Annotated in this window: 21 protein-coding genes and 1 tRNA gene; 13 read left to right on the top strand and 9 right to left on the bottom strand. The window is 70.9% G+C overall.

Annotation, left to right across the window (positions count from 1 at the left end; all coding sequences use genetic code 11):
• Positions 1–6: 6 nt before the first annotated feature.
• The 3 genes from ACWGJB_RS01300 to iolD form a co-directional block, all read right to left on the bottom strand.
• Positions 7–1,320 carry an ABC transporter substrate-binding protein gene (locus ACWGJB_RS01300; protein WP_453378225.1) on the bottom strand — a complete coding sequence of 438 codons (1,314 nt, stop codon included), beginning with the start codon at positions 1,318–1,320 and terminating at the stop codon, positions 7–9.
• Positions 1,321–1,668: 348 nt separating this feature from the next.
• Positions 1,669–2,454, bottom strand: a complete 786-nt coding sequence (locus ACWGJB_RS01295) for a GntR family transcriptional regulator (protein ID WP_453378224.1) — start codon at positions 2,452–2,454, stop codon at positions 1,669–1,671.
• Positions 2,455–2,483: 29 nt separating this feature from the next.
• Entirely contained in the window at positions 2,484–4,355 is a 1,872-nt protein-coding gene (iolD, locus tag ACWGJB_RS01290) for a 3D-(3,5/4)-trihydroxycyclohexane-1,2-dione acylhydrolase (decyclizing) (protein ID WP_453378223.1), read from the bottom strand.
• Positions 4,356–4,666: 311 nt separating this feature from the next.
• On the opposite strand from iolD, the gene ACWGJB_RS01285 reads away from it, so the two are divergent.
• The 6 genes from ACWGJB_RS01285 to ACWGJB_RS01260 all read left to right on the top strand — a co-directional run bounded on the left by ACWGJB_RS01285 (position 4,667) and on the right by ACWGJB_RS01260 (position 9,500).
• Entirely contained in the window at positions 4,667–5,686 is a 1,020-nt protein-coding gene (locus ACWGJB_RS01285; protein WP_453378222.1) for a sugar ABC transporter substrate-binding protein, read from the top strand.
• Positions 5,686–6,762, top strand: a complete 1,077-nt coding sequence (locus ACWGJB_RS01280) for an ABC transporter permease (protein WP_453378580.1) — start codon at positions 5,686–5,688, stop codon at positions 6,760–6,762. The genes ACWGJB_RS01285 and ACWGJB_RS01280 overlap by 1 nt, the downstream gene beginning before the upstream one ends.
• A gap of 4 nt (positions 6,763–6,766) precedes the next feature.
• Complete coding sequence (locus ACWGJB_RS01275; RefSeq protein ID WP_453378221.1) at positions 6,767–7,678, top strand: ATP-binding cassette domain-containing protein; 912 nt, start codon at positions 6,767–6,769, stop codon at positions 7,676–7,678.
• 3 nt (positions 7,679–7,681) lie between these two features.
• Positions 7,682–8,584 (top strand): sugar phosphate isomerase/epimerase family protein, encoded by a 903-nt coding sequence (locus ACWGJB_RS01270; RefSeq protein WP_453378220.1) that lies wholly within the window; start codon positions 7,682–7,684, stop codon positions 8,582–8,584.
• Between the two features lie 118 nt (positions 8,585–8,702).
• A complete protein-coding gene (locus ACWGJB_RS01265; RefSeq protein ID WP_453378219.1) occupies positions 8,703–8,891 on the top strand; it encodes a hypothetical protein in 189 nt (62 codons plus the stop codon).
• 339 nt (positions 8,892–9,230) lie between these two features.
• On the top strand, positions 9,231–9,500 hold the full coding sequence (locus ACWGJB_RS01260; RefSeq protein WP_453378218.1) for a hypothetical protein: 270 nt from the start codon (positions 9,231–9,233) through the stop codon (positions 9,498–9,500).
• A gap of 60 nt (positions 9,501–9,560) precedes the next feature.
• Here ACWGJB_RS01260 and ACWGJB_RS01255 read toward each other — a convergent pair whose 3' ends face one another.
• The 3 genes from ACWGJB_RS01255 to ACWGJB_RS01245 all read right to left on the bottom strand — a co-directional run bounded on the left by ACWGJB_RS01255 (position 9,561) and on the right by ACWGJB_RS01245 (position 12,657).
• Positions 9,561–10,565, bottom strand: coding sequence for a Gfo/Idh/MocA family protein (locus tag ACWGJB_RS01255; RefSeq protein ID WP_453378217.1), 1,005 nt, complete (start codon positions 10,563–10,565; stop codon positions 9,561–9,563).
• Between the two features lie 133 nt (positions 10,566–10,698).
• Positions 10,699–11,475, bottom strand: a complete 777-nt coding sequence (locus ACWGJB_RS01250) for an SDR family oxidoreductase (RefSeq protein ID WP_453378216.1) — start codon at positions 11,473–11,475, stop codon at positions 10,699–10,701.
• 15 nt (positions 11,476–11,490) lie between these two features.
• Positions 11,491–12,657, bottom strand: a complete 1,167-nt coding sequence (locus tag ACWGJB_RS01245; protein ID WP_453378215.1) for a phytanoyl-CoA dioxygenase family protein — start codon at positions 12,655–12,657, stop codon at positions 11,491–11,493.
• 140 nt (positions 12,658–12,797) lie between these two features.
• On the opposite strand from ACWGJB_RS01245, the gene ACWGJB_RS01240 reads away from it, so the two are divergent.
• Positions 12,798–13,829: a LacI family DNA-binding transcriptional regulator gene (locus tag ACWGJB_RS01240; RefSeq protein WP_453378214.1), complete on the top strand. Its 1,032-nt coding sequence runs from the start codon at positions 12,798–12,800 to the stop codon at positions 13,827–13,829.
• A gap of 77 nt (positions 13,830–13,906) precedes the next feature.
• On the opposite strand, the gene ACWGJB_RS01235 is transcribed toward ACWGJB_RS01240, so the two are convergent.
• Complete coding sequence (locus ACWGJB_RS01235) at positions 13,907–14,254, bottom strand: cupin domain-containing protein (RefSeq protein ID WP_453378213.1); 348 nt, start codon at positions 14,252–14,254, stop codon at positions 13,907–13,909.
• A 130-nt stretch (positions 14,255–14,384) separates the two neighbouring features.
• Between ACWGJB_RS01235 and ACWGJB_RS01230 the strand changes: the two genes are divergently transcribed.
• The 3 genes from ACWGJB_RS01230 to ACWGJB_RS01220 all read left to right on the top strand — a co-directional run bounded on the left by ACWGJB_RS01230 (position 14,385) and on the right by ACWGJB_RS01220 (position 16,889).
• Positions 14,385–14,897: a hypothetical protein gene (locus tag ACWGJB_RS01230; protein WP_453378212.1), complete on the top strand. Its 513-nt coding sequence runs from the start codon at positions 14,385–14,387 to the stop codon at positions 14,895–14,897.
• Positions 14,898–14,967: 70 nt separating this feature from the next.
• Positions 14,968–15,825: an intradiol ring-cleavage dioxygenase gene (locus tag ACWGJB_RS01225; RefSeq protein ID WP_453378211.1), complete on the top strand. Its 858-nt coding sequence runs from the start codon at positions 14,968–14,970 to the stop codon at positions 15,823–15,825.
• Between the two features lie 2 nt (positions 15,826–15,827).
• A complete protein-coding gene (locus ACWGJB_RS01220; RefSeq protein WP_453378579.1) occupies positions 15,828–16,889 on the top strand; it encodes a maleylacetate reductase in 1,062 nt (353 codons plus the stop codon).
• Positions 16,890–16,983: 94 nt separating this feature from the next.
• On the opposite strand, the gene ACWGJB_RS01215 is transcribed toward ACWGJB_RS01220, so the two are convergent.
• Positions 16,984–17,562 (bottom strand): TetR/AcrR family transcriptional regulator, encoded by a 579-nt coding sequence (locus ACWGJB_RS01215; RefSeq protein WP_453378210.1) that lies wholly within the window; start codon positions 17,560–17,562, stop codon positions 16,984–16,986.
• 202 nt (positions 17,563–17,764) lie between these two features.
• On the opposite strand from ACWGJB_RS01215, the gene ACWGJB_RS01210 reads away from it, so the two are divergent.
• From ACWGJB_RS01210 to ACWGJB_RS01200, 3 genes are all read left to right on the top strand, one after another.
• Complete coding sequence (locus ACWGJB_RS01210; protein WP_453378209.1) at positions 17,765–19,192, top strand: MFS transporter; 1,428 nt, start codon at positions 17,765–17,767, stop codon at positions 19,190–19,192.
• A gap of 45 nt (positions 19,193–19,237) precedes the next feature.
• Positions 19,238–19,311 (top strand) — tRNA-Pro (locus ACWGJB_RS01205).
• A gap of 89 nt (positions 19,312–19,400) precedes the next feature.
• On the top strand, positions 19,401–20,594 hold the full coding sequence (locus tag ACWGJB_RS01200) for an alpha-galactosidase (protein WP_453378208.1): 1,194 nt from the start codon (positions 19,401–19,403) through the stop codon (positions 20,592–20,594).
• Between the two features lie 405 nt (positions 20,595–20,999).
• Here the strand turns inward: ACWGJB_RS01200 and ACWGJB_RS01195 are convergent, their stop codons facing one another.
• Positions 21,000–21,584, bottom strand: a complete 585-nt coding sequence (locus ACWGJB_RS01195; RefSeq protein ID WP_453378207.1) for a TetR/AcrR family transcriptional regulator — start codon at positions 21,582–21,584, stop codon at positions 21,000–21,002.
• Positions 21,585–21,603 lie beyond the last annotated feature (19 nt).

The raw sequence follows: 21,603 nt of genomic DNA, 5'->3' as shown, positions 1-21,603 counted from the left end.
GCCGGCTCACTCGGAAGCGAAGATGGTCTTCTTCTGGCGCTCGATCGACGAGAGCAGACTGTCGACGCCCTTCGGGTTCTGCAGGAACTTCTGCAGGCCGGGCTGCATCACCGTCGAGGTGAAGTCCGGGCGGGAGTCGCGGTCCATGAACTGGGTGAGGCTCTTGGCGTTGCTGATCATGTCGTACGCCTTCTTCTGCAGGGCGGAGTACGACGAAGTGTCCGCCTTGGAGGAGGCGGCGACCACGCTGGAGTCGGCCTGGAGGTAGATCTGTTCGGCGGCGGGGGTGCCGAGGTACTCCATCAGCTTGAAGGCGCCGGACTTGTTCTTCGGGGCCTTGCTGACCATGTAGCCGTCGGTGGGCGCCTCGACGGTGTCCTGGCCGTACGCGGAGTTGATCTCCGGGAAGGCGAAGAAGTCGAGGTCGTCCAGGTCGGCCTTGTTGGTGAACTGCTGGGCCACGAAGGAGCCGAGGAGGTACATGCCGGCCTTCTTGGAGACCAGGCTCTGCGCGGCGTCCTGCCAGGTGCGGCCCATGAAGCCGTCCTGGTGGTAGGGGAGGATCTCGGCCCAGTGGTCGAAGACGGCCTTGACCTTCGGGTCGGTCCATTCGGCCTTGCCGCCCATCAGGTCGACGTGGAAGTCGTACCCGTTGATGCGGAAGTTGAGCTGGTCGAAGGTGCCCATCGCCGGCCACGCGTCCTTGTCGCCGAACGCGATCGGGACCAGGCCGTCCTTCTTCATCTGCTTGCACAGGGCCACGAAGTCGTCCCAGGTGGTGGGAACCTTGTAGCCGTGCTGCTGGAAGACGCTCTTGCGGTAGAAGATCGCCCAGGGGTAGGTGTCCAGCGGCACGAAGTAGTACTTGCCGTCCTCGCCCTTGCTGAGCTTCTTCATCGCGTCGGGGAAGCCGTCGCCGATCTTGTCCCAGACCTCGTCGATCGGGGTGGCAAGGCCCTTCTTGGCGAAGAACTGCATCCGGTACCCGGCGAACCAGTTGAACACGTCGTCCGGCGTGCCCTGCAGGTAGGAGTTGATCTGCTCCTGGAAGGTGTTGTGGTCCTTCGTGTTCACGTCGACCGTGATGCCCGACTGCTTCTTGAAGGTCGCGTACATCTCCGCGTAGGCCTTCTTCGGCACGGCGTCCGAGCCGTTGGAGCCAAGAGTGACCGTCTTCGGGTCGGAGGAGGACCCGCTGCCGCCGCACGCGGACAGCAGGGGTATGCCGGCACCGGCGAGGAGGGCGGCCGAACCGGCCCCACGCAGAACGTTACGGCGGCTCGGACCCGGCAGGTGAAGACCGGACGGGGAGATGCGCATGGCGGCTCCTGAGTAACAGGGTTCGGCAAGGGGAAGAGTTGGTCTTCGAAAGGTCCCGAAACCGATCAGAAACCAACTCGGCCGAACATCGTGGGCGCAATAACAGCCGCTTGTCCGCTCATGCGTCAATAGCCTGCGTCCCTCTCGCCCGTCTCTTGCCCGAAACGTAATCGACATGGTTGCCTGCCGGTTTGTTGAACAAGGGGGTGCGACCGAGCCCCCAGGGGGCGAACTCCGTGGGCGCCCGTGTGCGGGCGTGTTGGTTTCCCGTGGCGGGACCAGCGGTTAAGCCCGCGGCGGCCGCACCGCCACGCGCCGTTCCATGCGCCGTTCCACGCTCGGCTCGCCCTATGGCCGTACGAGCAGCTGGAAGTCGAAGGCGTACCGGGACGCCCGGTAGACATGGCTGCCGTACTCCACCGGCCGCCCGGTGTCGTCGTAGGCCGTGCGCCGCATGGTGAGCAGGGCGGCGCCCTCCTTCTCGTCGAGGCGGCCGGCCTCCTCGGCGGTGGCGCTGCGGGCGCCCACGGTCTGCCGGGCGCTGTGCAGGGTGATGCCGGCCGTGCGCATCATCCGGTACAGACCGGTCGACTCCAGGCGTTCGGTGTCGAGCTCGAGCAGGTCGGCGGGCAGGTAGTTGCAGAGGAACGCCACCGGCTGGCCGTGCGTGCAGCGCAGCCGCTCCAGCACGACGACCTCCGCGCCCTCCGCGATACCGAGCGCGGCGGCCACCTCGCCGGTCGCCGGGATCCGCTCGTTGCGCAGCACCCGGGTGGTCGGGCCCTGCCCGGCCGACTCCAGGTCGTCGTAGAGGCTGCTCAGCTCCAGCGGCCGCTTGACCTGGCTGTGCACCACCTGGGTGCCCACGCCCCGGCGGCGCACCAACAGCCCCTTGTCGACGAGGGACTGGATGGCCTGGCGGACCGTGGGCCGGGACAGGCCGAGCCGTACCGACAGGTCGATCTCGTTGCCCAGGAGGTTTCCCGGGGCGAGTACGCCGTGCTCTATGGCCTCCTCCAGTTGCTGGGCGAGCTGGTAGTAGAGCGGTACGGGACTGCCGCGGTCCAGGGCGAAGTCCAGGGAGTCGAGCGCCGAGACGGTCGCGGTGCGGGCGGAACCACCGGTTCGGGCCACCGGGACACCTCCTTCCGGGGATCGTGGGTTCACAGGTGGCGGCGGCGGCCGGCGACCTGTCGGTCGTAGTCCTCGCGGGCCCGTACGGCGGCCTCGCGGGTGGCGGTCCCGGCGACCGGCACGTCCCACCAGGCCTCGGCCCCGGGAGCGGTGGGCGCCGGGTCCGTCTCGATGTACACGCAGGTCGGCCGGTCGCTCGCCCGGGCCGTCGCGAGGGCCTCGCGCAGCTCGCGCACGGTCTTGGCGCGCAGCACCTCCATACCGAGGCTGGCCGCGTTGGCGGCGAGGTCGACCGGAAGCGGGGGGCCGCCGAAGGTGCCGTCGGCCGAGCGGTAGCGGTAGGCGGTGCCGAACCGCTCGCCGCCCACCGACTCGGAGAGGCCGCCGATGGAGGCGTACCCGTGGTTCTGGATCAGCACCAGGTTGACGGGCAGGCCCTCCTGGACGGCGGTGACGATCTCGGTCGGATTCATCAGGTAGGTGCCGTCGCCGACCAGCGACCAGACCACGGTGTCCGGGGCGGCCTGCTGGACGCCGATGCCGGCCGGGATCTCGTAGCCCATGCAGGAGTAGCCGTACTCCAGGTGGTACTGGCGCGGCGAGCGGGCCCGCCAGAGCTTGTGGAGGTCGCCGGGGAGCGAGCCTGCCGCGTTGATGACAACGTCGTCATCGCCCACCACCGCGTCCAGGGCGCCCAGCACCTGGGTCTGGGTCGGCACCGCGTCCTCGTCGTCCGCGCGGTAGGCGGCCGCCACGACGGCCTCCCAACGCTCCTTGCCGGCCCGGTACTCGGCCTCGTAGGCCGCGGCCACCCGGTGCCCGGCGAGGGCCTCCGTGAGGGATTCCAGCCCCGCCAGCGCGTCGCAGACGAGGGTGCGGGCGGACAGCTTGTGGGCGTCGAAGCCGGTGATGTTCAGGTTGAGGAAGCGGACGTCCGGGTTCTGGAAGAGGGTGCCGGAGGCCGTGGTGAAGTCCGTGTACCGGGTACCGACGCCGATGACCAGATCGGCGGTGCGGGCCAGGTCGTCGGCGACGGCGGTCCCGGTGTGGCCGATACCGCCCAGATCGGCCGGGTGGTCGTGGCGCAGTGAGCCCTTGCCCGCCTGGGTCGAGGCCACGGGGATGCCGGTGGCCTCCACAAGGGCCCTCAGGGCGTCCTCGGCGCGGCTGTGGTGGACTCCGCCGCCCGCGACGATCAGCGGCCGCTCAGCGGCCCGCACGGCGCTCACGGCGTCCGCCAGCTCGACCGGGTCGGGGGCGGGCCGCCGGACCCGCCAGACCCGCTCGGCGAAGAACTCCTCGGGCCAGTCGTACGCCTCCGCCTGGACGTCCTGGGGGAGGGCGAGGGTGACCGCGCCGGTCTCGGCCGGGTCGGCGAGCACCCGCATGGCGTTCAGGGCGGACGGGATCAGCGCCTCGGGGCGGGTGATCCGGTCGAAGTAGCGGGAGACCGGGCGCAGCGTGTCGTTGACGGAGACGTCGAACTCGACCGGGTGCTCCAGCTGTTGCAGCAGCGGGTCGGGCGCGTGGCTCGCGAAGTAGTCGCCGGGGAGCAGCAGCACCGGCAGCCGGTTGATCGTGGCGAGGGCGGCGCCGGTCACCAGGTTGGTGGCGCCCGGGCCGATGGACGTGGTCACCGCCTGCGCGGAGAGCCGGTCCAGCTGGCGGGCGTGGCCGACGGCCGCGTGCACCATCGCCTGCTCGTTGCGGCCCTGGTGGTACGGCATGACGTCGCCGTACTCCAGGAGCGCCTGGCCGATCCCGGCCACGTTCCCGTGGCCGAAGATGCCCCAGGTGCCGGCGATCAGCCGGTGCCGGACGCCGTCGCGCTCGGTGTACTGGGCGGACAGGAACCGCACCAGCGCCTGGGCGACGGTCAGGCGGGTGGTCGGCTGGCTCATGGGGACCTCATTCGGACGGGGTGGTCTGCAGGGGTACGCCGGGCGGGAGCGGGTAGGGATCGCGAGGCTCCCCGGGTGGGGCGGGATGCCTCTCAGGTGTAGATCGGGGCAGGTCGAACTGTCAATGGTTTGTACTTACATTCGGACCTGAGTGTGAAATGATGTCTTAACAAAGTATTGACAGCGGGCCTCGCAGGGACTTGTATCCCGTCCCAACGCACAGCACCGACCCGGACCGGCGCTTTCCGGACCGGGTCCAGGATCCTCACGGATCCCCTTTCTTTCCCGTCGCACAGTGAGGTGCAGGCAAGATGGACCGCTCATCCCGTATCCGTCCGCGGAGACTGGCCCCCTTCGTGGCCCTGGCCGCGGCGGCCGCCCTGACCCTCGCCGGCTGCTCCAGCAGCTCCGGAGGAAAGAAGTCGGAGGAGGGCGGTGCGGCCGCCTCCGCCGGCAAGGCGAGCACCCCCCGCATGACGGTCGCGCTGGTCACCCACCAGGCGCCCGGCGACACCTTCTGGGACATCGTCCGCAAGGGAGCCGAGGCGGCCGCCGCGAAGGACAACGTCAAGCTCGTCTACTCCGCCGACCCGAACGCGGGCAACCAGGCCAACCTGGTGCAGAACGCGATCGACCAGAAGGTCGACGGGATCGCCGTCACCCTCGCCAAGCCGGACGCCCTCAAGGCCGTCATCGGCAAGGCGACCGCGGCGAAGATCCCGGTCGTCGGGCTCAACTCCGGTGTGAGCGACTGGAAGAAGCTCGGCCTGCTGGAGTTCTTCGGCCAGGACGAGACGGTCGCGGGCGAGGCGCTCGGCAACCGGCTGAACACGCAAGGCGCCAAGAAGGTCGTCTGTGTCATCCAGGAGCAGGGCAACGTCGGCCTCACCCAGCGGTGCGACGGCGTGAAGAAGACGTTCTCGGGAACGACGGAGACCCTGTACGTCGACGGCACGTCCCCGACCTCGGTCAAGTCCACGATCACCGCCAAGCTCAAGACGGACGGCTCCATCGACCACGTGATCACGCTGGGTGCCCCCATCGCGCTGATCGCCGTGCAGTCGGTGTCGGACGCGGGCAGCAAGGCGAAGATCGCGACCTTCGACCTGAACAAGGACCTGACCGGCGCGATCAGCAAGGGGACCATCGAGTTCGCCGTGGACCAGCAGCCCTATCTGCAGGGCTACCTGGCGGTCGACTCGCTGTGGCTCTACAAGAACAACGGCAACTACATGGGCGGCGGTGAGCAGCCGGTGCTGACCGGCCCGGCCTTCGTCGACAAGTCCAACGTGGACAAGGTCGCCGAGTTCGCCGCGAAGGGCACACGGTGATCGGTATGAGCCAGCAGGCACGGCCGGCGGTGGCCACACCGCCGGCCCCCGGCCCCAAGGAGAAGGACGGCCGTACCGCACAACGCCCCCTGGCGCTGCGGGTGCTGGCCCGTCCGGACGTGGGCGTCTTCCTCGGCGCCGTCGCGGTGTACGTGTTCTTCCTGATCGCCGCGCCGCCGGTGCGCGAAGCCAGCTCGATGGCCAACATCCTGTACCAGTCGTCCACCATCGGGATCATGGCGCTGCCGGTGGCGCTGCTGATGATCGGCGGCGAGTTCGACCTGTCGGCAGGCGTCGCCGTCATCACCTCGGCGCTCACCGCCGCCATGCTCAGCTACCAGCTGACCCTCAACGTGTGGGTGGGCGTGATCGTCGCGCTCGTCGTGTCGCTGGCGATCGGCTTCCTGAACGGCTGGCTGGTGGTCAAGACCGGGTTGCCGAGCTTCCTGATCACCCTGGGGAGCTTCCTGATCCTCCAGGGCGTCAATCTCGCGGTGACCAAGCTGGTCACCGGCAACGTCGCCACCGACGACATCAGCAACATGGACGGCTTCGACCAGGCCAGGAGCGTCTTCGCCTCCTCCTTCCACATCGGCGGCGTCGAAGTGAAGATCACCATCGTGTGGTGGCTGGTCTTCGCGGCCATCGCCACCTGGGTGCTGCTGCGCACCAAGTACGGCAACTGGGTCTTCGCGGTCGGCGGGAACAAGGAGTCCGCACGCGCGGTCGGTGTCCCGGTGACCTTCACCAAGATCTCGCTGTTCATGCTGGTCGGCTTCGGTGCCTGGTTCGTCGGGATGCACCAGCTGTTCTCCTTCAACACGGTGCAGTCCGGCGAGGGCGTGGGCCAGGAGCTGATCTACATCTCCGCGGCGGTCATCGGCGGCTGCCTGCTGACCGGCGGCGCGGGCTCGGCGATCGGCCCGGTCTTCGGCGCCTTCATGTTCGGCATGGTGCAGCAGGGCATCGTCTACGCCGGCTGGAACCCCGACTGGTTCAAGGCCTTCCTCGGCGTGATGCTGCTCGGCGCCGTCATGATCAACCTGTGGGTCCAGCGCACCGCGACCAGGAGGTGACCCGATGACAGACAACGGAACCGGAACCCACGGCGCCGTCCTCCAGGACACGGCCCCCGCCGAGGGCGCCCCGATCGTCGAACTGCGCGGCGCGGGCAAGTCCTACGGCAACATCCGCGCCCTGCACGGCGTCGACCTCAAGGTCTTCCCCGGCAAGGTCACCTGCGTGCTCGGCGACAACGGCGCCGGCAAGTCCACCCTCATCAAGATCATCTCGGGGCTGCACCAGCACACCGAGGGCGACTTCCTCGTCGACGGCGAGCCGGTGCGCTTCACCACCCCGCGCCAGGCCCTCGACAAGGGCATCGCCACCGTCTACCAGGACCTGGCGACCGTCCCCCTGATGCCGGTGTGGCGGAACTTCTTCCTCGGCTCCGAGATGACCAACGGCCCCTGGCCGGTCCGGCGTCTCGACATCACCAGGATGAAGGAGACCGCCGACCGGGAACTGCGCAACATGGGCATCGTCCTGGACGACCTGGACCAGCCCATCGGCACCCTCTCGGGCGGCCAGCGCCAGTGCGTGGCCATCGCCCGCGCCGTCTACTTCGGCGCCCGCGTCCTGATCCTGGACGAGCCGACCGCCGCGCTCGGCGTCAAGCAGTCCGGTGTGGTCCTGAAGTACGTCGCCGCCGCCCGCGAACGCGGCCTCGGCGTCATCTTCATCACCCACAACCCGCACCACGCCTACATGGTCGGCGACCACTTCAGCGTGCTGCGCCTGGGCACTCTCGAACTCTCCGCCGAGCGCAGCGAGATCACCCTCGAAGAGCTCACCAACCACATGGCGGGCGGCGCCGAACTCGCCGCCCTCAAGCACGAACTGTCCCAGGTCCGCGGAGTCGACACCGAGGAACTCCCGGAAGAGGAGGACCTCACCGCCCCCGCGGTGACCGGTCCGGAAGGAAAGTCCTGACCCATGGCGAACGCCCTCGACCGCATCCGCGTCGGCTCGGCCCCCGACTCCTGGGGCGTCTGGTTCCCGGACGACCCCCAGCAGGTCCCCTGGGAACGCTTCCTCGACGAGGTCTCCGAGGCCGGGTACTCCTGGATCGAACTCGGCCCCTACGGCTACCTCCCCACCGACCCGGCCCGCCTCACCGACGAGATCGCCCGGCGGAACCTGAAGGTCTCGGCCGGCACGGTCTTCACCGGCCTGCACCGCGGCCCGGCCATCTGGGAGTCCACCTGGGAGCACGTCAGCCAGGTCGCCGCGCTCACCCAGGCGATGGACGCGAAGCACCTGGTGGTCATCCCGTCCTTCTGGCGGGACGACAAGACCGCCGAGATCCTGGAGCCGCACGAGCTGACCGGCGAGCAGTGGGCCCATCTCACCAAGGGCATGGAACGGCTCGGCCACGAGGTCAAGGAGACGTACGGCCTGGACATCGTCGTCCATCCGCACGCCGACACTCACATCGACACCGAGGAGCACGTGGAGCGCTTCCTCGACTCGACCGACACCGACCTGGTCAATCTCTGCCTGGACACCGGCCACTACGCCTACTGCGGCGGCGACAGCGTCAAGCTGATCGAGACCTACGGCGAGCGGATCGGCTACCTCCACCTCAAGCAGGTGGACCCGGCGATCCTCGCCGACGTCCAGGCCAAGGGCACCCCGTTCGGGCCGGCCGTGGCCCAGGGCGTGATGTGCGAACCGCCCACCGGAGTACCGGAGCTGGGCCCGGTGATGGAGGCGGCGCAGCGGCTGGGTGTCGACCTGTTCGCCATCGTCGAGCAGGACATGTACCCCTGCGAGCCGGACAAGCCGCTGCCCATTGCGGTGCGCACCCGGCAGTTCCTGCGGTCCTGCGGCGCCTGAGCCCGGGAACACGCGCCGGGACCCGGGCGTTCTTCCCGACGACGGGACGAAACCGGACTACGCCGCGGCGGTCACCATGCCGCCAGCGCGGCGGGCGACACGGGCCATGGGGGCGAGCATGACAGACGAACAGCACGCGGAGCCGGACGCCGACGCGGCTGCCGAGGTGGTGCGGCACCAGCGGTTCGGTGCGCTGCCCGAGCGGATCCGCCCGGAGGACATGGTCGAGACCACGCCGGCGATCCGGCACGACCCGGACCGGGAGGCCTACGACCCGGACGAGTTCGCGGTGCGTTACGGCCTCTGAGCCGCCGGGACCGGGACCGCGCCGTGGGCGAGCAGGCTCTCGGCGCCAGTCCAGCACGGTCTCCCGGGCCGGGCGCGGCTGCCAGTCCAGCAGCCGCGCCGCCTTCTCGGTACTGTGCCGGTTGCGCCGGCCCAGTGCCGGGGTGATCTCGCGCAGCGCGGGATCCCGGAAGCGGGCCGCGAGCCGCACGGCGAAGTCCGGCAGGCGGCGCGTCGACACCTGCTGTCCGCGCTCCCCGAGGCCCTCCCGCAGGAACCGCGCCAGGTCCGCCATCCACACGAACTCACCGGTGGCCAGGAACCGTTCGCCCGCGGCGGCCGGTGAGGTCATCGCCCTGAGGTGGACGTCGACCAGGTCCCGGACGTCCACCACCTCCAGCCCGATGCGGGGCACGCCGGGCATCGCCCCGGAGAGCTCGACGCCGGCGCGGCGGACGGCACGCTCAAGCCGGACGTCGACCCGGAGGACGTCCTCCTTCAGCTCGGCGTCCTGTGGCGGATCGACCCGGCACGCGGCGGCGCCGAGGCACGGGCGGCGCGGATCCTGCGGCTGATCGTGGACGGACTGCGGGTCCAGCAGGGGCCCGGCGGGAGGCCCGGCGGGGAATGACGAAGGGGCGGACCGGGACCGTGCTCAGGTCCCCTGCCCGCCCCGCCGCCGTGCCCGGTGTCAGGCGCCGCGTACCTCCGCGATCGTCACCGGACGGTGCTCGTGCAGGGACAGCGTGCAGGCCTCCGCGATCCAGCCGGCCTCCAGGGCGTCCTCGACCGTGCAGGGGGAGGGGCGGGAGCCGGCCACGACCTCGGTGAACGCGGCGAGTTCGGCGCGGTAGGCCGCGGTGAAGCGGTCCATGAAGAAGTCGTGCGGGGTGCCCGCCGGGAAGGTCACCCCGGGCTCGACCGAACGCAGCGGGAGCTTGTCCTCCAGGCCGACGGCGATCGAGTCCTGGAAGCCGTGCAGCTCCATGCGGACGTCGTAACCCCGCGCATTGTGGCGGGAGTTGGAGACCACCGCGATGGTGCCGTCGTCCAGGGTGAGGATCGCCCCGGTGGTGTCGGCGTCGCCCGCCTCCTTGATGTAGTCGGCGCCCCGGTTGCCGCCGACCGCGTACACCTCGGTGACCTCACGGCCGGTCACCCAGCGGATGATGTCGAAGTCGTGCACGGAACAGTCCCGGAAGATACCGCCCGACACGGCGACATAGGCGGCGGGCGGCGGGGCCGGGTCCAGGGTGGTCGAGCGGACGGTGTGCAGCTTGCCCAGCTCGCCCGCCTGGACGGCGGCACGCGCGGCGACGAACCCGGCGTCGAAGCGGCGGTTGTAGCCGATCTGGATCGGCACGCCCTTGCCCTGTACGGCCTTGAGGACCTCGACACCGTCGCTCATCCGCTTGGCGACGGGCTTCTCGCAGAAGACGGGGATGCCGGCCTCGACGCCGGCCAGGATCAGGGCGGGGTGGGCGTCGGTGGCGGCGGCCACCACGATGCCGTCCACGCCGGCGGCCAGCAGGGCCTCGGGCGAGTCCACGACCTCGCCGCCGAACTTCTCGGCGGCGGCCTTGGCGGCATCCGCGAACGGATCGGTGAGGACGAGCGAGTCGACCGCGTCGAGCCCCGAGAGGGTCTCGGCGTGGAACGCGCCGATGCGGCCGAGGCCGAGGATTCCGATACGCATGTGCTTTGCTACTTCCTTGAGGTTGAGGCGCCCCGTCAGGGGCGCGGGGCTCTGTCGTTATGCGGCTTTGCCGCGTGGGTGCGACCAGCCACAATGGCGTCGCAGACGACTCACGACCCGGCGCGGCACATCCCTAGTCGAGCCCGCCCAGCACGTTCTGGTCCCAGTCGATCACCGACCCGGTCACCACCCCCGACCGATCCGACAGCAGCAGCACCACGAAGTCGGCGATCTCGTCGGGCTGGCCCAGCTTCCCCATCGGCAACCTGGACGCGGCCTGCTCCAGCCAGCCGTCCTCCGCCCCGTGGAACGCCCGCTGCGTCGCGTCCTCGCCCTCCGTCGCCGTCCAGCCGATGTTCAGGCCGTTGATCCGCACCCGGTCCCAGCGGTGCGCGTGCGCCGCGTTGCGGGTCAGGCCGATCAGGCCGGCCTTCGCGGCGACGTACGGCGCCAGGAACGGCTGCCCGCCGTGCGCGGACGACGTGATGATGTTGACCACCGTGCCGGGCGCCTTGCGCGCGACCATGTCGGCGACCGCCGCCTGCATCGCGAAGAACGGCCCCCTGAGGTTGATCGCGATGTGCTGGTCGAACAGCTCGGGTGTGGTGTCCAGCAGGGTGCCCCGGGTGGTGAGCCCCGCCGAGTTGACCAGGCAGTCGATCCGGCCGTAGGCGTCGATCACCTCGGCCACCGAGGCCTTGGCCTGTTCGGCGTCCGCGAGGTCGGCCCGCACGTACAGCGCCTTGCCGCCGGCGGCGGTGAGTTCGGCCACCAGGGCCTCGCCGGGCTCGGGGCGGCGGCCCGTGACGGCCACCGTGGCGCCCTCGCGGCCCGCGGCCCGCGCGATGGCCGCGCCGACACCCTGGCTGCCGCCGTTGACAAGGACGACCTTGTCGTCGAGAAGTCCCATGGAATCCTTGGCCTTTCAGCTCTCACGCCGGGCCGTGGCGGCCCGAAGTTCGTCCCGCAGCACCCGCGTCGCCCATCCCTCGCGCAGCGCCCGCCGCACCAGGTCCGCCTGCGAGGGCGGGGCCAAGCCGTCGACCGGCGGATCGCTGTCGAGGTTGGTCGGGAAGGGGTAGCCCTCGGCGCTCGCGGCGATGACGTGCTCCAGCCAGGCCTCGGAGGCCCCCTCCGTCCGGCGCCGGCGCAGTACCGGGTAGACCGCGTTGGTCACCGCCTCCCGGTCCACCGTCTCCATGGCCCGTCCGAAGGCCGAGGAGACCTGGAGCAGGTTGGCCATCCGGTGCACGTCCACGCTCCGGTTGGTGCCGGCCGCGTGGAACACCGCCGGGTTGAAGAACGCCGCGTCGCCCTTGGCCAGGGGCAGCTGTACGTGGTGGGCCCTGAAGTAGTCCTGGAACTCCGGTCGCCGCCAGGCCAGATAGCCCGGCTCGTAGGTCTGCGAGTAAGGGAGGTAGAGCGTCGGCCCGGACTCCACCGGCATGTCGCAGTGGGCGACCGCACCCTGGAGAGTGAGCACGGGGGAGAGGCGGTGCACATGGGCCGGGTAGGCCTCGGCCTGCTCGTCGGAGAGGAAGCCGAGGTGGTAGTCGCGGTGCGCGGTCTGCGCCATGCCGCCCGGGTTGACCACGTTGATCTGAGAGGTGACCTGGTAGCCGGGGCCCAGCCAGGCCCGGGAGACCAGGGCCAGGATGTCGTTGGCGTAGTAGTCGGCGAACACCTCCGGGTCGTACAGTGCCGCCTTCTCCAGCGCGTTCCACACCCGTTCGTTGGCACCCGGCTTCGCGAAGTGGTCGCCGGCCTGCGCGCCCGACTCCTTCTGCTCCGAGATCAGCGCCTCGAAGACCTCCGTGGCCCGGTCGACGACCGCCGGGTCGGGGAACGCGCCCTTGAAGACGACGACACCGGGGCCGTCGGTGAGGGCGCGCACGAGTTCGGTCCGCATCTCGTGGGGTGCGTCGGCGCCGCGCAGCCGCTCGCTGTCGTAGACGAGGACGTTGTGCTCGACGGCCGAGGCGTGCGGGTAGGCAGCCGGGTCGGTGGTCCGCTCGACCAGCGCGCGGAAGGTGTCGAGGTCGCAGTCCTGCTGGGAGAGCCAGGCGCGGCCCTGTTCGGCGGCGAGGGACATCGGTGTCCTTCTTTCGGTCACGGCCACGGTCACGGCCGGGGTCAGGGCCGTGGGAGCGGCGGGGCTCTGTCATTGTTGTCAGTACAAACCCCTCGAACAACCAGCAGCGAGCCATCAAAAACCCCTCAAGGAGCCAGGCTGTGGGTCACCCCTTCCCGATCCGTGAAATCGCACGTCAGGCAGGGCTCAGCGAGGCCACCGTGGACCGGGTGCTGAACGGCAGGGGAGGGGTACGGGAGAGCACCGAGCGGGAGGTGCGGCAGGCGATCGCCGACCTGGACCGGCAACGCACCCAGGTCCGGCTGGTGGGCCGTACCTTCATGGTCGACATCGTGATGCAGGCGCCCGAGCGGTTCACCACGGCGGTGCGCGGGGCGCTGGAGGCCGAGCTGCCCTCGCTGCACCCGGCGGTGGTGCGCTCCCGGTTCCACTTCCGGGAGACCGGGCCGGTGGCGGAGCTCGTGGGGACACTCGACCGGATAGCCCGCCGGGGCTCGCAGGGCGTGATCCTCAAGGCACCGGACGTCCCCGAGGTCACCGCCGCCGTGGGGCGCCTCAGGTCGGCGGAGATCCCGGTGGTCACCCTGGTCACCGACCTGCCCGCCAGCGGTCGGCTCGCCTACGTCGGCAGCGACAACCGGGCGGCCGGCGCCACCGCCGCGTATCTGATGGGCCAGTGGCTCGGCGGCCGGCCCGGCAACGTCCTCACCAGCCTCAGCAGCGGCTTCTTCCGCAACGAGGAGGAGCGCGAGATGGGCTTCCGCAGCGTCATGCGGGCCACCCATCCCGAGCGCGCCGTGGTGGAGATCGCCGAGGGTCAGGGGCTGGACGCCACCCAGTACGACCTGGTCCGCGCCGCCCTCGAACGCGACCCGGAGATCCGCGCGGTCTACTCGATCGGCGGCGGCAACAACGCGACCCTGCGCGCCTTCGCCGAACTGGGCCGGGAGTGCGCGGTGTTCGTCGCCCACGACCTCGACCACGACAACACCCGCCTGCTGCGCGAGCACCGCCTGTCCGCCGTCCTCCACCACGACCTGCGGCAGGACATGCGCGAGGCCTGCCACCTCGTGATGCGCGCCCAGGGCGCGCTGCCCCCGGCAGGCCCGACTCTGCCGTCGCCGATCCAGGTGGTCACGCCGTACAACATGCCGGCCCCGACGGGACGCTGAGCCGGACGCACTCAGAGGTCGGCCGTACCCGTCTCACGGACCGGCCGTACCCGTCTCACGGACCGGCCGGACCCCTCTCACAGATTGATCGCGTACGCCTTGCGCAGCGTCTCGTGCACCGTCCACGTCGTACGGTCGCCCGCGCGCAGCACGGCCATGTCCCCCGGACCCACCGTGAGCGTCGGCCCGCCCTCGACCTCGATCGTCGCCGAGCCGCTGACCACCACGAACAGCTCGTCCGCCTCGGTGTCGGTGACCACACCCGGGGTGATCTGCCAGATCCCGCGGATCTGCTTGCCGTCGGCCGACTCCCAGACCACCTTGCCGGTGACCTCGGGCGTGCCGGAGAGGATCTGCGCCGGGTCCAGTGGCTCCGGTTCGAGGTCGGCGTCGGGGATGTGCAGGGCGAAGCTGTGCGTCGTCATACGGTGACCCTAGCGAGCGCACCGGCGCCCTGGGCGTGGACAGGGTGTGGGGCATCGGGCCTGGTGGGAGGACACTTCGTCGGGCCGTCCGGACTGGCGGGGGCGTCGCGCCGGGGTGATCGTGGAGAACATGGCCGACTCCACGGCGGCGGTGGCGGAGCCGCACACGCACGACACCCGCGAGGCCGTCCTGTTCGGCGGGGTCTACGGCGCCGTACTGGCTTCCTCGATGGTCGCGGCGCTCACCCAGTACGGCCACACCTCCACCGCGAGCCGCCGTTACGACGCCCTCTGGCTGCTGGTGACCGCCTGCGCCTCCGCCCTGGCCCACGGCTACGCCCACTACATCGCCGAGCGTGCCCCGCACCGGCGCTGGGACGGGCTGCGCTCCCTGGCCGACGAGTGGCCGCTGGTCACGGCCGTGCTGCCCACGGTCTTCCTGCTCGCGGGCGCCGGCTGGGGCTGGTGGCCGCCCAAGGGCGTCGAGTACCCGGCGTTCATCCTGAACATCGTGATCCTGTTCGGCCTGGGACTCGTCACGGCCCGCTGGTCGGCGCGGAGTTGGCCCGCCGCCGTGCTCACCGGCATCCTCGACGCCTTGCTCGGGGTGATCGTGGTGGTGGCCAACGCGCTGATCAAGTAGATCCGTTCATTGAACGGTGAACGGGTCTACGCTCACTCATGGTCACCGTTCCGCCGGGCAAGGAGCCGTCATGACAACCGAAGACGCGGTCACCACGGAGGCCGTCGAGAGCCTGCGGGCCACCGACGACCCCCGGCTGCGCGACGTGCTCGCGGCGCTGATCCGCCATCTGCACGCCTTCGCGCGCGAGACCCGGCTGACCCAGGGGGAGTGGGAGACGGCGGTCGCGTTCCTCACCGCGACCGGTCAGACCTGCACGGACACCCGGCAGGAGTTCATCCTGCTCTCCGACGTGCTGGGGCTGTCGATGCTGGTCGAGACGGTCAACGGGCACAGTGACCCCGGCAGCACCGAGTCGACCGTCCTCGGCCCCTTCCACATGACCGAGTCCCCGGTCCGGGAGCTGGGCGCGGACATCGACCTGGTGGGCGCCGGTGAACCCTGCGTGGTCAGCGGTGTGGTCCGGTCCGCCGACGGCACCCCGCTGCCCGGCGCCGTCCTGGACGTCTGGCAGGCCGACCCGCACGGCTTCTACGACGTGCAGCAGCCCGAGGTCCAGCCGCCCGGCAACGGCCGCGGCCTGTTCACGGCCGACGGCGAGGGCCGTTTCCGGTTCCGGACCTGTGTGCCCAGCGCGTACCCGATCCCGACCGACGGCCCGGTGGGCGCCCTGCTGAAGGCCACCGGACGGCACCCCTACCGCCCCGCCCACATCCACTTCATCGTCTCGGCCGAGGGGCATACCCCGGTGACCACGCACATCTTCGTCGCCGGCGGCGACTACCTGGACTCCGACGTGGTGTTCGCGGTCAAGGAGAGTCTGGTGAAGGACTTCACGCCGACCGACGACCCGGCGCTGGCGGGGGAGTTCGGCGTGCCGAACCCGTTCCGGCACGCCCGCTTCGACCTCGTACTGGAGCGTTCGTGAATCTGGACTTCGTGTACGAGACCCGGCCCGCCCGGGTGGTGTTCCGGCCCGGCGCCGCGCTCACCGCGCCCGCCGAGGAGGCCCGGCACCTCGGATTGCGGCGGTTGCTCGTGCTGAGCGGCGAGCGGGGTGCGGGAACCGCGCGGGCCGTCGCCGACTCGCTCGGGTCCGCCTGTGCCGGCCTGCACACCGGGGCCCGGATGCACGTCCCCGTCGAGGTCGCCGACCGGGGTGTCGAGGCGGCCCGGGCGGCGGGTGCCGACGGCTGCGTGGCCGTCGGCGGCGGCTCGGCCATCGGCCTCGGCAAGGCCATCACCCTGCGTACCGGCCTCCCGCTGATCGCGGTGCCCTCGACCTACGCGGGCTCCGAGATGACCCCGGTCTGGGGCCTCACCGAGCACGGCGTCAAACGCACCGGACGGGACCCCGTCGTCCTGCCGCGCAGTGTCGTCTACGACCCCGAGCTCACCCTCTCCCTGCCCGTCCCCCTCTCGGTGACCAGTGGGATCAACGCCCTCGCCCACGCCGTGGAGGCGCTGTACGCGCCGGACGGCTCACCGCTGGTGGCGCTGATGGCAGAGGAGGGCGTCCGGGCGCTGGCGGGCGCGCTGCCCGAGATCGCCGCGGCCCCGGACTCGGTACCGGCCCGCTCCCGCGCGCTGTACGGCGCCTGGCTGTGCGGGGCCTGCCTGGGCGCCACCACCATGGGCCTGCACCACAAGCTGTGCCATGTCCTCGGCGGCACGTTCGGGCTCCCGCACGCGGAGACCCACACCGTCGTCCTGCCGTACGCCCTCGCCTTCAACGAGCCCGCCGCGCCGGAGGCGGCGGCCGCCGTGGCCCGGGCGCTGGGGGCGGATGATGCGCCGGGCGCCCTGCAGGAGCTGGCGGGGCGTCTGGGGGCGCCGCGTTCCCTCGCCGAACTCGGTCTGAAAGAAGGCGACTTGGCGGCGGCTGCCGGGCAGGTGGCGGGGCAGGCGTATGCCAACCCGAGGCCGGTCGCCGCGGACGACGCACTGGGTGTGTTGCGGGCGGCGTACGAAGGGAGAAGCGTTCGGGGCTGAGTGGTGGGTGGTGAGCCGCGGGGCGGCGGGGGCTTGTCGCGCCCGCGTGGTGGTAGCCGCAGATCGATACCGCCCCGCGCCCCTGAAGGGGCGTCTACCGCACCGCTCGTACGCCGTCCAGGGCGATGGACATGACGCGGTCGCGCTGGGCCTCGTCCTCGAAGGCCGTCGCCGTGATGCCCGAGACCATCCGCAGCAGGTCGCCGATCTCCATGTCCGTCCGTACCACGCCCGCCTTCTGGGCCCTCTCCAGTAGCGGGCCGCCGGCCGCGTACATCGAGTCCCGGCAGGCCGAGAAGATCTCCGACTCGTCGTTGAGTGCCTCGCGCACCGCCCGCTTGGTGACCATGTAGCCGGTGAAGCGGTCCAGCCAGGAGGTCAGGGCCTGCCACGGTTCCAGCTCGGCCAGCTCCACGGCCGCCCGGCACAGGGTGTTGACCTCGTCGGCGTAGACGCTCTCGAAGAGGTCGCGGCGGGTGGGGAAGTTGCGGTACAGCGTGCCGATGCCGACCCCGGCGCGGCGGGCGACGTCCTCCAGGGAGGCCTCCGCGCCCTTGTCGGCGAACGCCTCGCGGGCGGCCGCGATCAGCGCGTCGTAGTTGCGGGCCGCGTCTTTGCGGTGCGGTCTGCGGGACGCGACGATCTCACTGACGGGGAAGGGGCCGACGGTCACTGCTGCCTCCCGGGGGACGAGGGTGAACCGGAGGGATTCCTCGACTTCGGTTGAAGCGGAGGGTTGCCTCCAGTACAGTGGAGGGGTACCTCCACTTTAGCAGTGCGAAAAGGGCCCGTCATGGCCGGACGCGGCCTGCGCCCTTCCGCACCTACCCAGACATCTCTTTCCCTCCGTGTCCGATATTCGGAGAGGCTCCTTCATGCCCCGGAAGTCCACCCGCCTCACCTTCGCGGTCCTCGCGACCGGTGCCGGCGTGTTCTCCATGCTCCAGTCGCTGGTCGCGCCGGCCCTGCCGACCGTCCAGCACGCCCTGCACACCTCGCAGTCCAACGCGACCTGGGTGATGACGGCCTACCTGCTGTCCGCCTCGGTCTTCACCCCGATACTCGGCCGCGTCGGCGACCTGACCGGCAAGAAGCGCACCCTCGTCGCCGTCCTGCTGGCCGTCCTGGCCGGCTGCCTGCTCGCCGCCCTCGCGCCGAACATCGGCGTCCTGATCCTCGCCCGGGTCGTCCAGGGCGTCGGCGGCGCCCTGTTCCCGCTCTCCTTCGGCATCATCCGGGACGAGTTCGCCCCGGCCCAGGTCAGCGGCAGCATCAGCAACCTGTCCGCGGTGATCGCGGCCGGCGGCGGCGTCGGCATCGTGGCCGCCGGACCCATCGTCTCCGCGCTGGACTACCGCTGGCTGTTCTGGATCCCGGTCGGTGTGGTCGCCGTGACCGTCCTCATCGCCGCCCGCTATGTCCCCGAGTCGCCCAAGAGGGCCCAGGGCAGCGTGAGCTGGCTCGGCGCCGGGCTGCTCTCCGCGTGGCTGGTGGCGCTGCTGCTGCCGCTGAGCCAGGCCGGGCAGTGGGGCTGGGGCTCGGCCAAGGTGCTCGGCCTCTTCGGCACGGCCGTCGTGCTGTTCGCGGTATGGCTGCTCGTCGAGGCCCGCTCCCGCACCCCGCTGATCGACCTGCGCGTCATGCGGCTGCCCGTCGTCTGGACCACCAACGCCGCGGCCCTGATGTTCGGCGCGGGCATGTACGCCCTCTGGTCCTTCCTGCCCGGCTTCGTCCAGACGCCGTCCTCCGCCGGATACGGCTTCGGTGCCAGCGTCACCGCCTCCGGGCTGCTGATGCTTCCGATGCTGCTCGCGATGTTCCTCTCCGGCATCCTCAGCGGCCGGCTCGAGCCCAGGGTGGGCGCGAAGGCGCTCCTCACCGCCGGTGCGGCCTTCGGTGCCCTCGCGCTCGGCCTGCTCACCCTGTGGCACACCGCCCAATGGCAGATCGTCGTCGTCTCCGGCCTGTTCGGCCTCGGCATCGGCCTGGCCTTCGCCTCGATGGCCAACCTCGTCGTCGGCAGCGTGCCGCCCGAGCAGACCGGCGCCGCGACCGGCATGAACGCCAACATCCGTACCATCGGCGGCTCCATCGGCGCCGCGCTCACCAGTGTCCTGGTCACCGGCCGGCTCCAGCCCTCCGGACTGCCCTACGCCTCCGGCTACACCCACGCCTGGGCCCTGCTCGCCCTGTTCTGCCTGACCGCCGCCGGGGCCGCGCTCCTGGTGCCGGTCCGCCGCGGACAGCGCGTCACCGTACCGGTCACGGAGCGGGCGGCAACAGCAACGGCGCGCGTGCGGTAGTGTTGACCTGCGTGATCACGCGGCATCCACCGCGTGACTCCGCAGCGGGACGTGGCGCAGCTTGGTAGCGCACTTGACTGGGGGTCAAGGGGTCGCAGGTTCAAATCCTGTCGTCCCGACTTTACGAAGTCGCGGGTAAGGGGCTGTTTCGGAGCGCATCTGAAACAGCCCCTTGACTGTTTTGGGGACCAGTTGGGGACCAGCGCACTTGACTGCGTCGAAGCGCCGCTTGGCCCAGGTCGAGCGCTTCGTGCTCGACGACGGGTGGTTCAGCGGCCGTCGCGCCGACACCGCGGGGCTCGGCGACTGGCTCGCCGACCCGACGGTCTGGCCCGAGGGGCTCGGCCCGCTCGCCGACCATGTCCGGGCGCTGGGCATGGACTTCGGACTCTGGGTCGAGCCGGAGATGGTGAACCTCGACTCCCACCTGGCCCGTACCCACCCCGACTGGATCCTGGGTCCCGCGGCCGGCCTCGGGCCGTCCGCCCGCCATCAGCACGTCCTGGACCTCTCCCGTCCCGAGGTCTTCGACTACCTGCTGAAGTCACTGGACGCACTCGTCGGAAGCTACGGCATCGCCTACCTGAAGTGGGATCACAACCGGGAACTCCACGAAGCCGTGCACGCTCCCGGTGACCGGCCCGCGGCCCACGCCCAGGTCGAGGCGCTGTACCGGCTCCTGGACGCGGTCAAGCAGCGGCACCCCGGCCTGGAGATCGAGAGCTGCGCCAGCGGCGGCGGCCGGGTCGACCTGGGCATACTCGCCCGCACCGACCGGGTGTGGCCCTCGGACTGCAACGACCCCGTGGAACGCCAGGCGATCCAGAACTGGACCGGTCAACTCCTCCCGCCCGAACTGGTCGGCACCCATGTGGGCGCCGCCCGCAGCCACACCACGGGACGCGTCACCTCCGACACGTTCCGGCTGGTCACCGCCCTGTTCGGGCACGCGGGCATCGAGCAGGACCTCAACGAGTGCTCGGACCAGGAGCTGGCCGGGCTGACCGCCTGGAGCGCCCTCTACCGCGAACTGCGCCCCCTGCTCCACACCGGTCGTACCGTCCGCGCCGACCTGGAGGACGACTCCCGCGTCCTGTACGGGGTGGTGGCCCAGGACGGATCCAGGGCGCTGTATTCCTGGGCGTGCGTGGCCACTTCCCCCGAGGGCCAGTCCGGCCGCACGCTCTTTCCCGGCCTGGACCCCGACGCCCGCTACCAGCTCCGCGTGCGCACCGACCTCGGCCTGCCCTCGTTCCACCAGGTGGCACCACCCCGCTGGCTGACGGCAGCCCTGGACGACTGGCTCACTCTGCCCGGCGCCGTCCTGGTCACGGCCGGCCTGCCCATGCCCACCCTCAACCCTGACCAGGCCCTCCTCGTCGAGGTCCGGTGCCAGAAATGACGGCTCCTGCCTCACCGGGAGTTCGGGTTCTCCGCAACCACGACGGACCCGGAAGGCGGCCCGCGATCTCCCGGGAGCGGGGCCGCAGTGCCTCGATCGCGACGAGGCTGCTGCGGACCGGGCGCATCTTTGGCGGCGGCCGGCAGCCGTGACTTCGGACTCCCGGACCGGTGGGCGGACTTGGCCTCCGGTCGACCGGTGGTCGTCGTCCCCCGGGGCACGGTGGAGAACCGCGGCCTGGCTCAGCGCGTCGTTCCCGCACCGCGTGTGTCGGCGGACGCGGTGCGCGCGTCGCGGTGGCCGGAGGGGCGAGCCCGGCCCGTCGACCGCACCTGGCCGAAGTGGTGAACTCCCTTGCCGGGGGGACTCCCTGTGCCGCCCCGTCGAGGGGGGCTCGCGTCCTGCTCAGTCGGCCTTCGCTCCCGGCGCTCCCACCCGCAGTCCGTCCATGACCAGGTCGAAGAGGCGGGCGGCTCGTGTTTCCCAGTCGCCGTGCGGGTCGATCGTGAACAGGCCGCTGATGGCGAGGAAGAAGTCGTCCGCGGTGACGCCCGGACGGATGGTGCCGGCCTTCTCTGCGGCGCGGAGCAGGAGTTCGGACGCGGCGGTCACGGGGGTGTGCTCGGGCTTCGCCGTCGCGCCCGGCGCGCGCGTTACCTGGCGGATCGCGTCGGCCAGACCGGCCTTGGCCATGGCGAACCGGGCCAGCCGGTCCATCCACTCGCGCAGGGCCCGGTCGGGTTCCCGGGTTTCGAGCAGGTGGGCCGCGCAGTCGGCGACCTGCTGCATCTCGTGGCGGTAGATCTCCAGGACGAGCGCCTCGCGGTTGGGGAAGTTGCGGTAGAAGGTGCCCTGGCCGACGCCCGCCTTCTTGGCGATCGCGCTCAGCGGGGCGTCGGCGCAGCGGGTCAGTTCGGCCAGCGCCACTTCCAGGATGCGTTCGCGGTTGCGCTGTGCGTCGGAGCGCAGCGGTGCGTTCTTCTCCGGCACTCGGCTCCTCCTCGCGGGC

The organism is Streptomyces sp. NPDC054813 (assembly GCF_053611365.1).
Note: the sequence above shows the minus strand (reverse complement) of the source record. Positions and strands in the feature narration are given on the sequence as shown.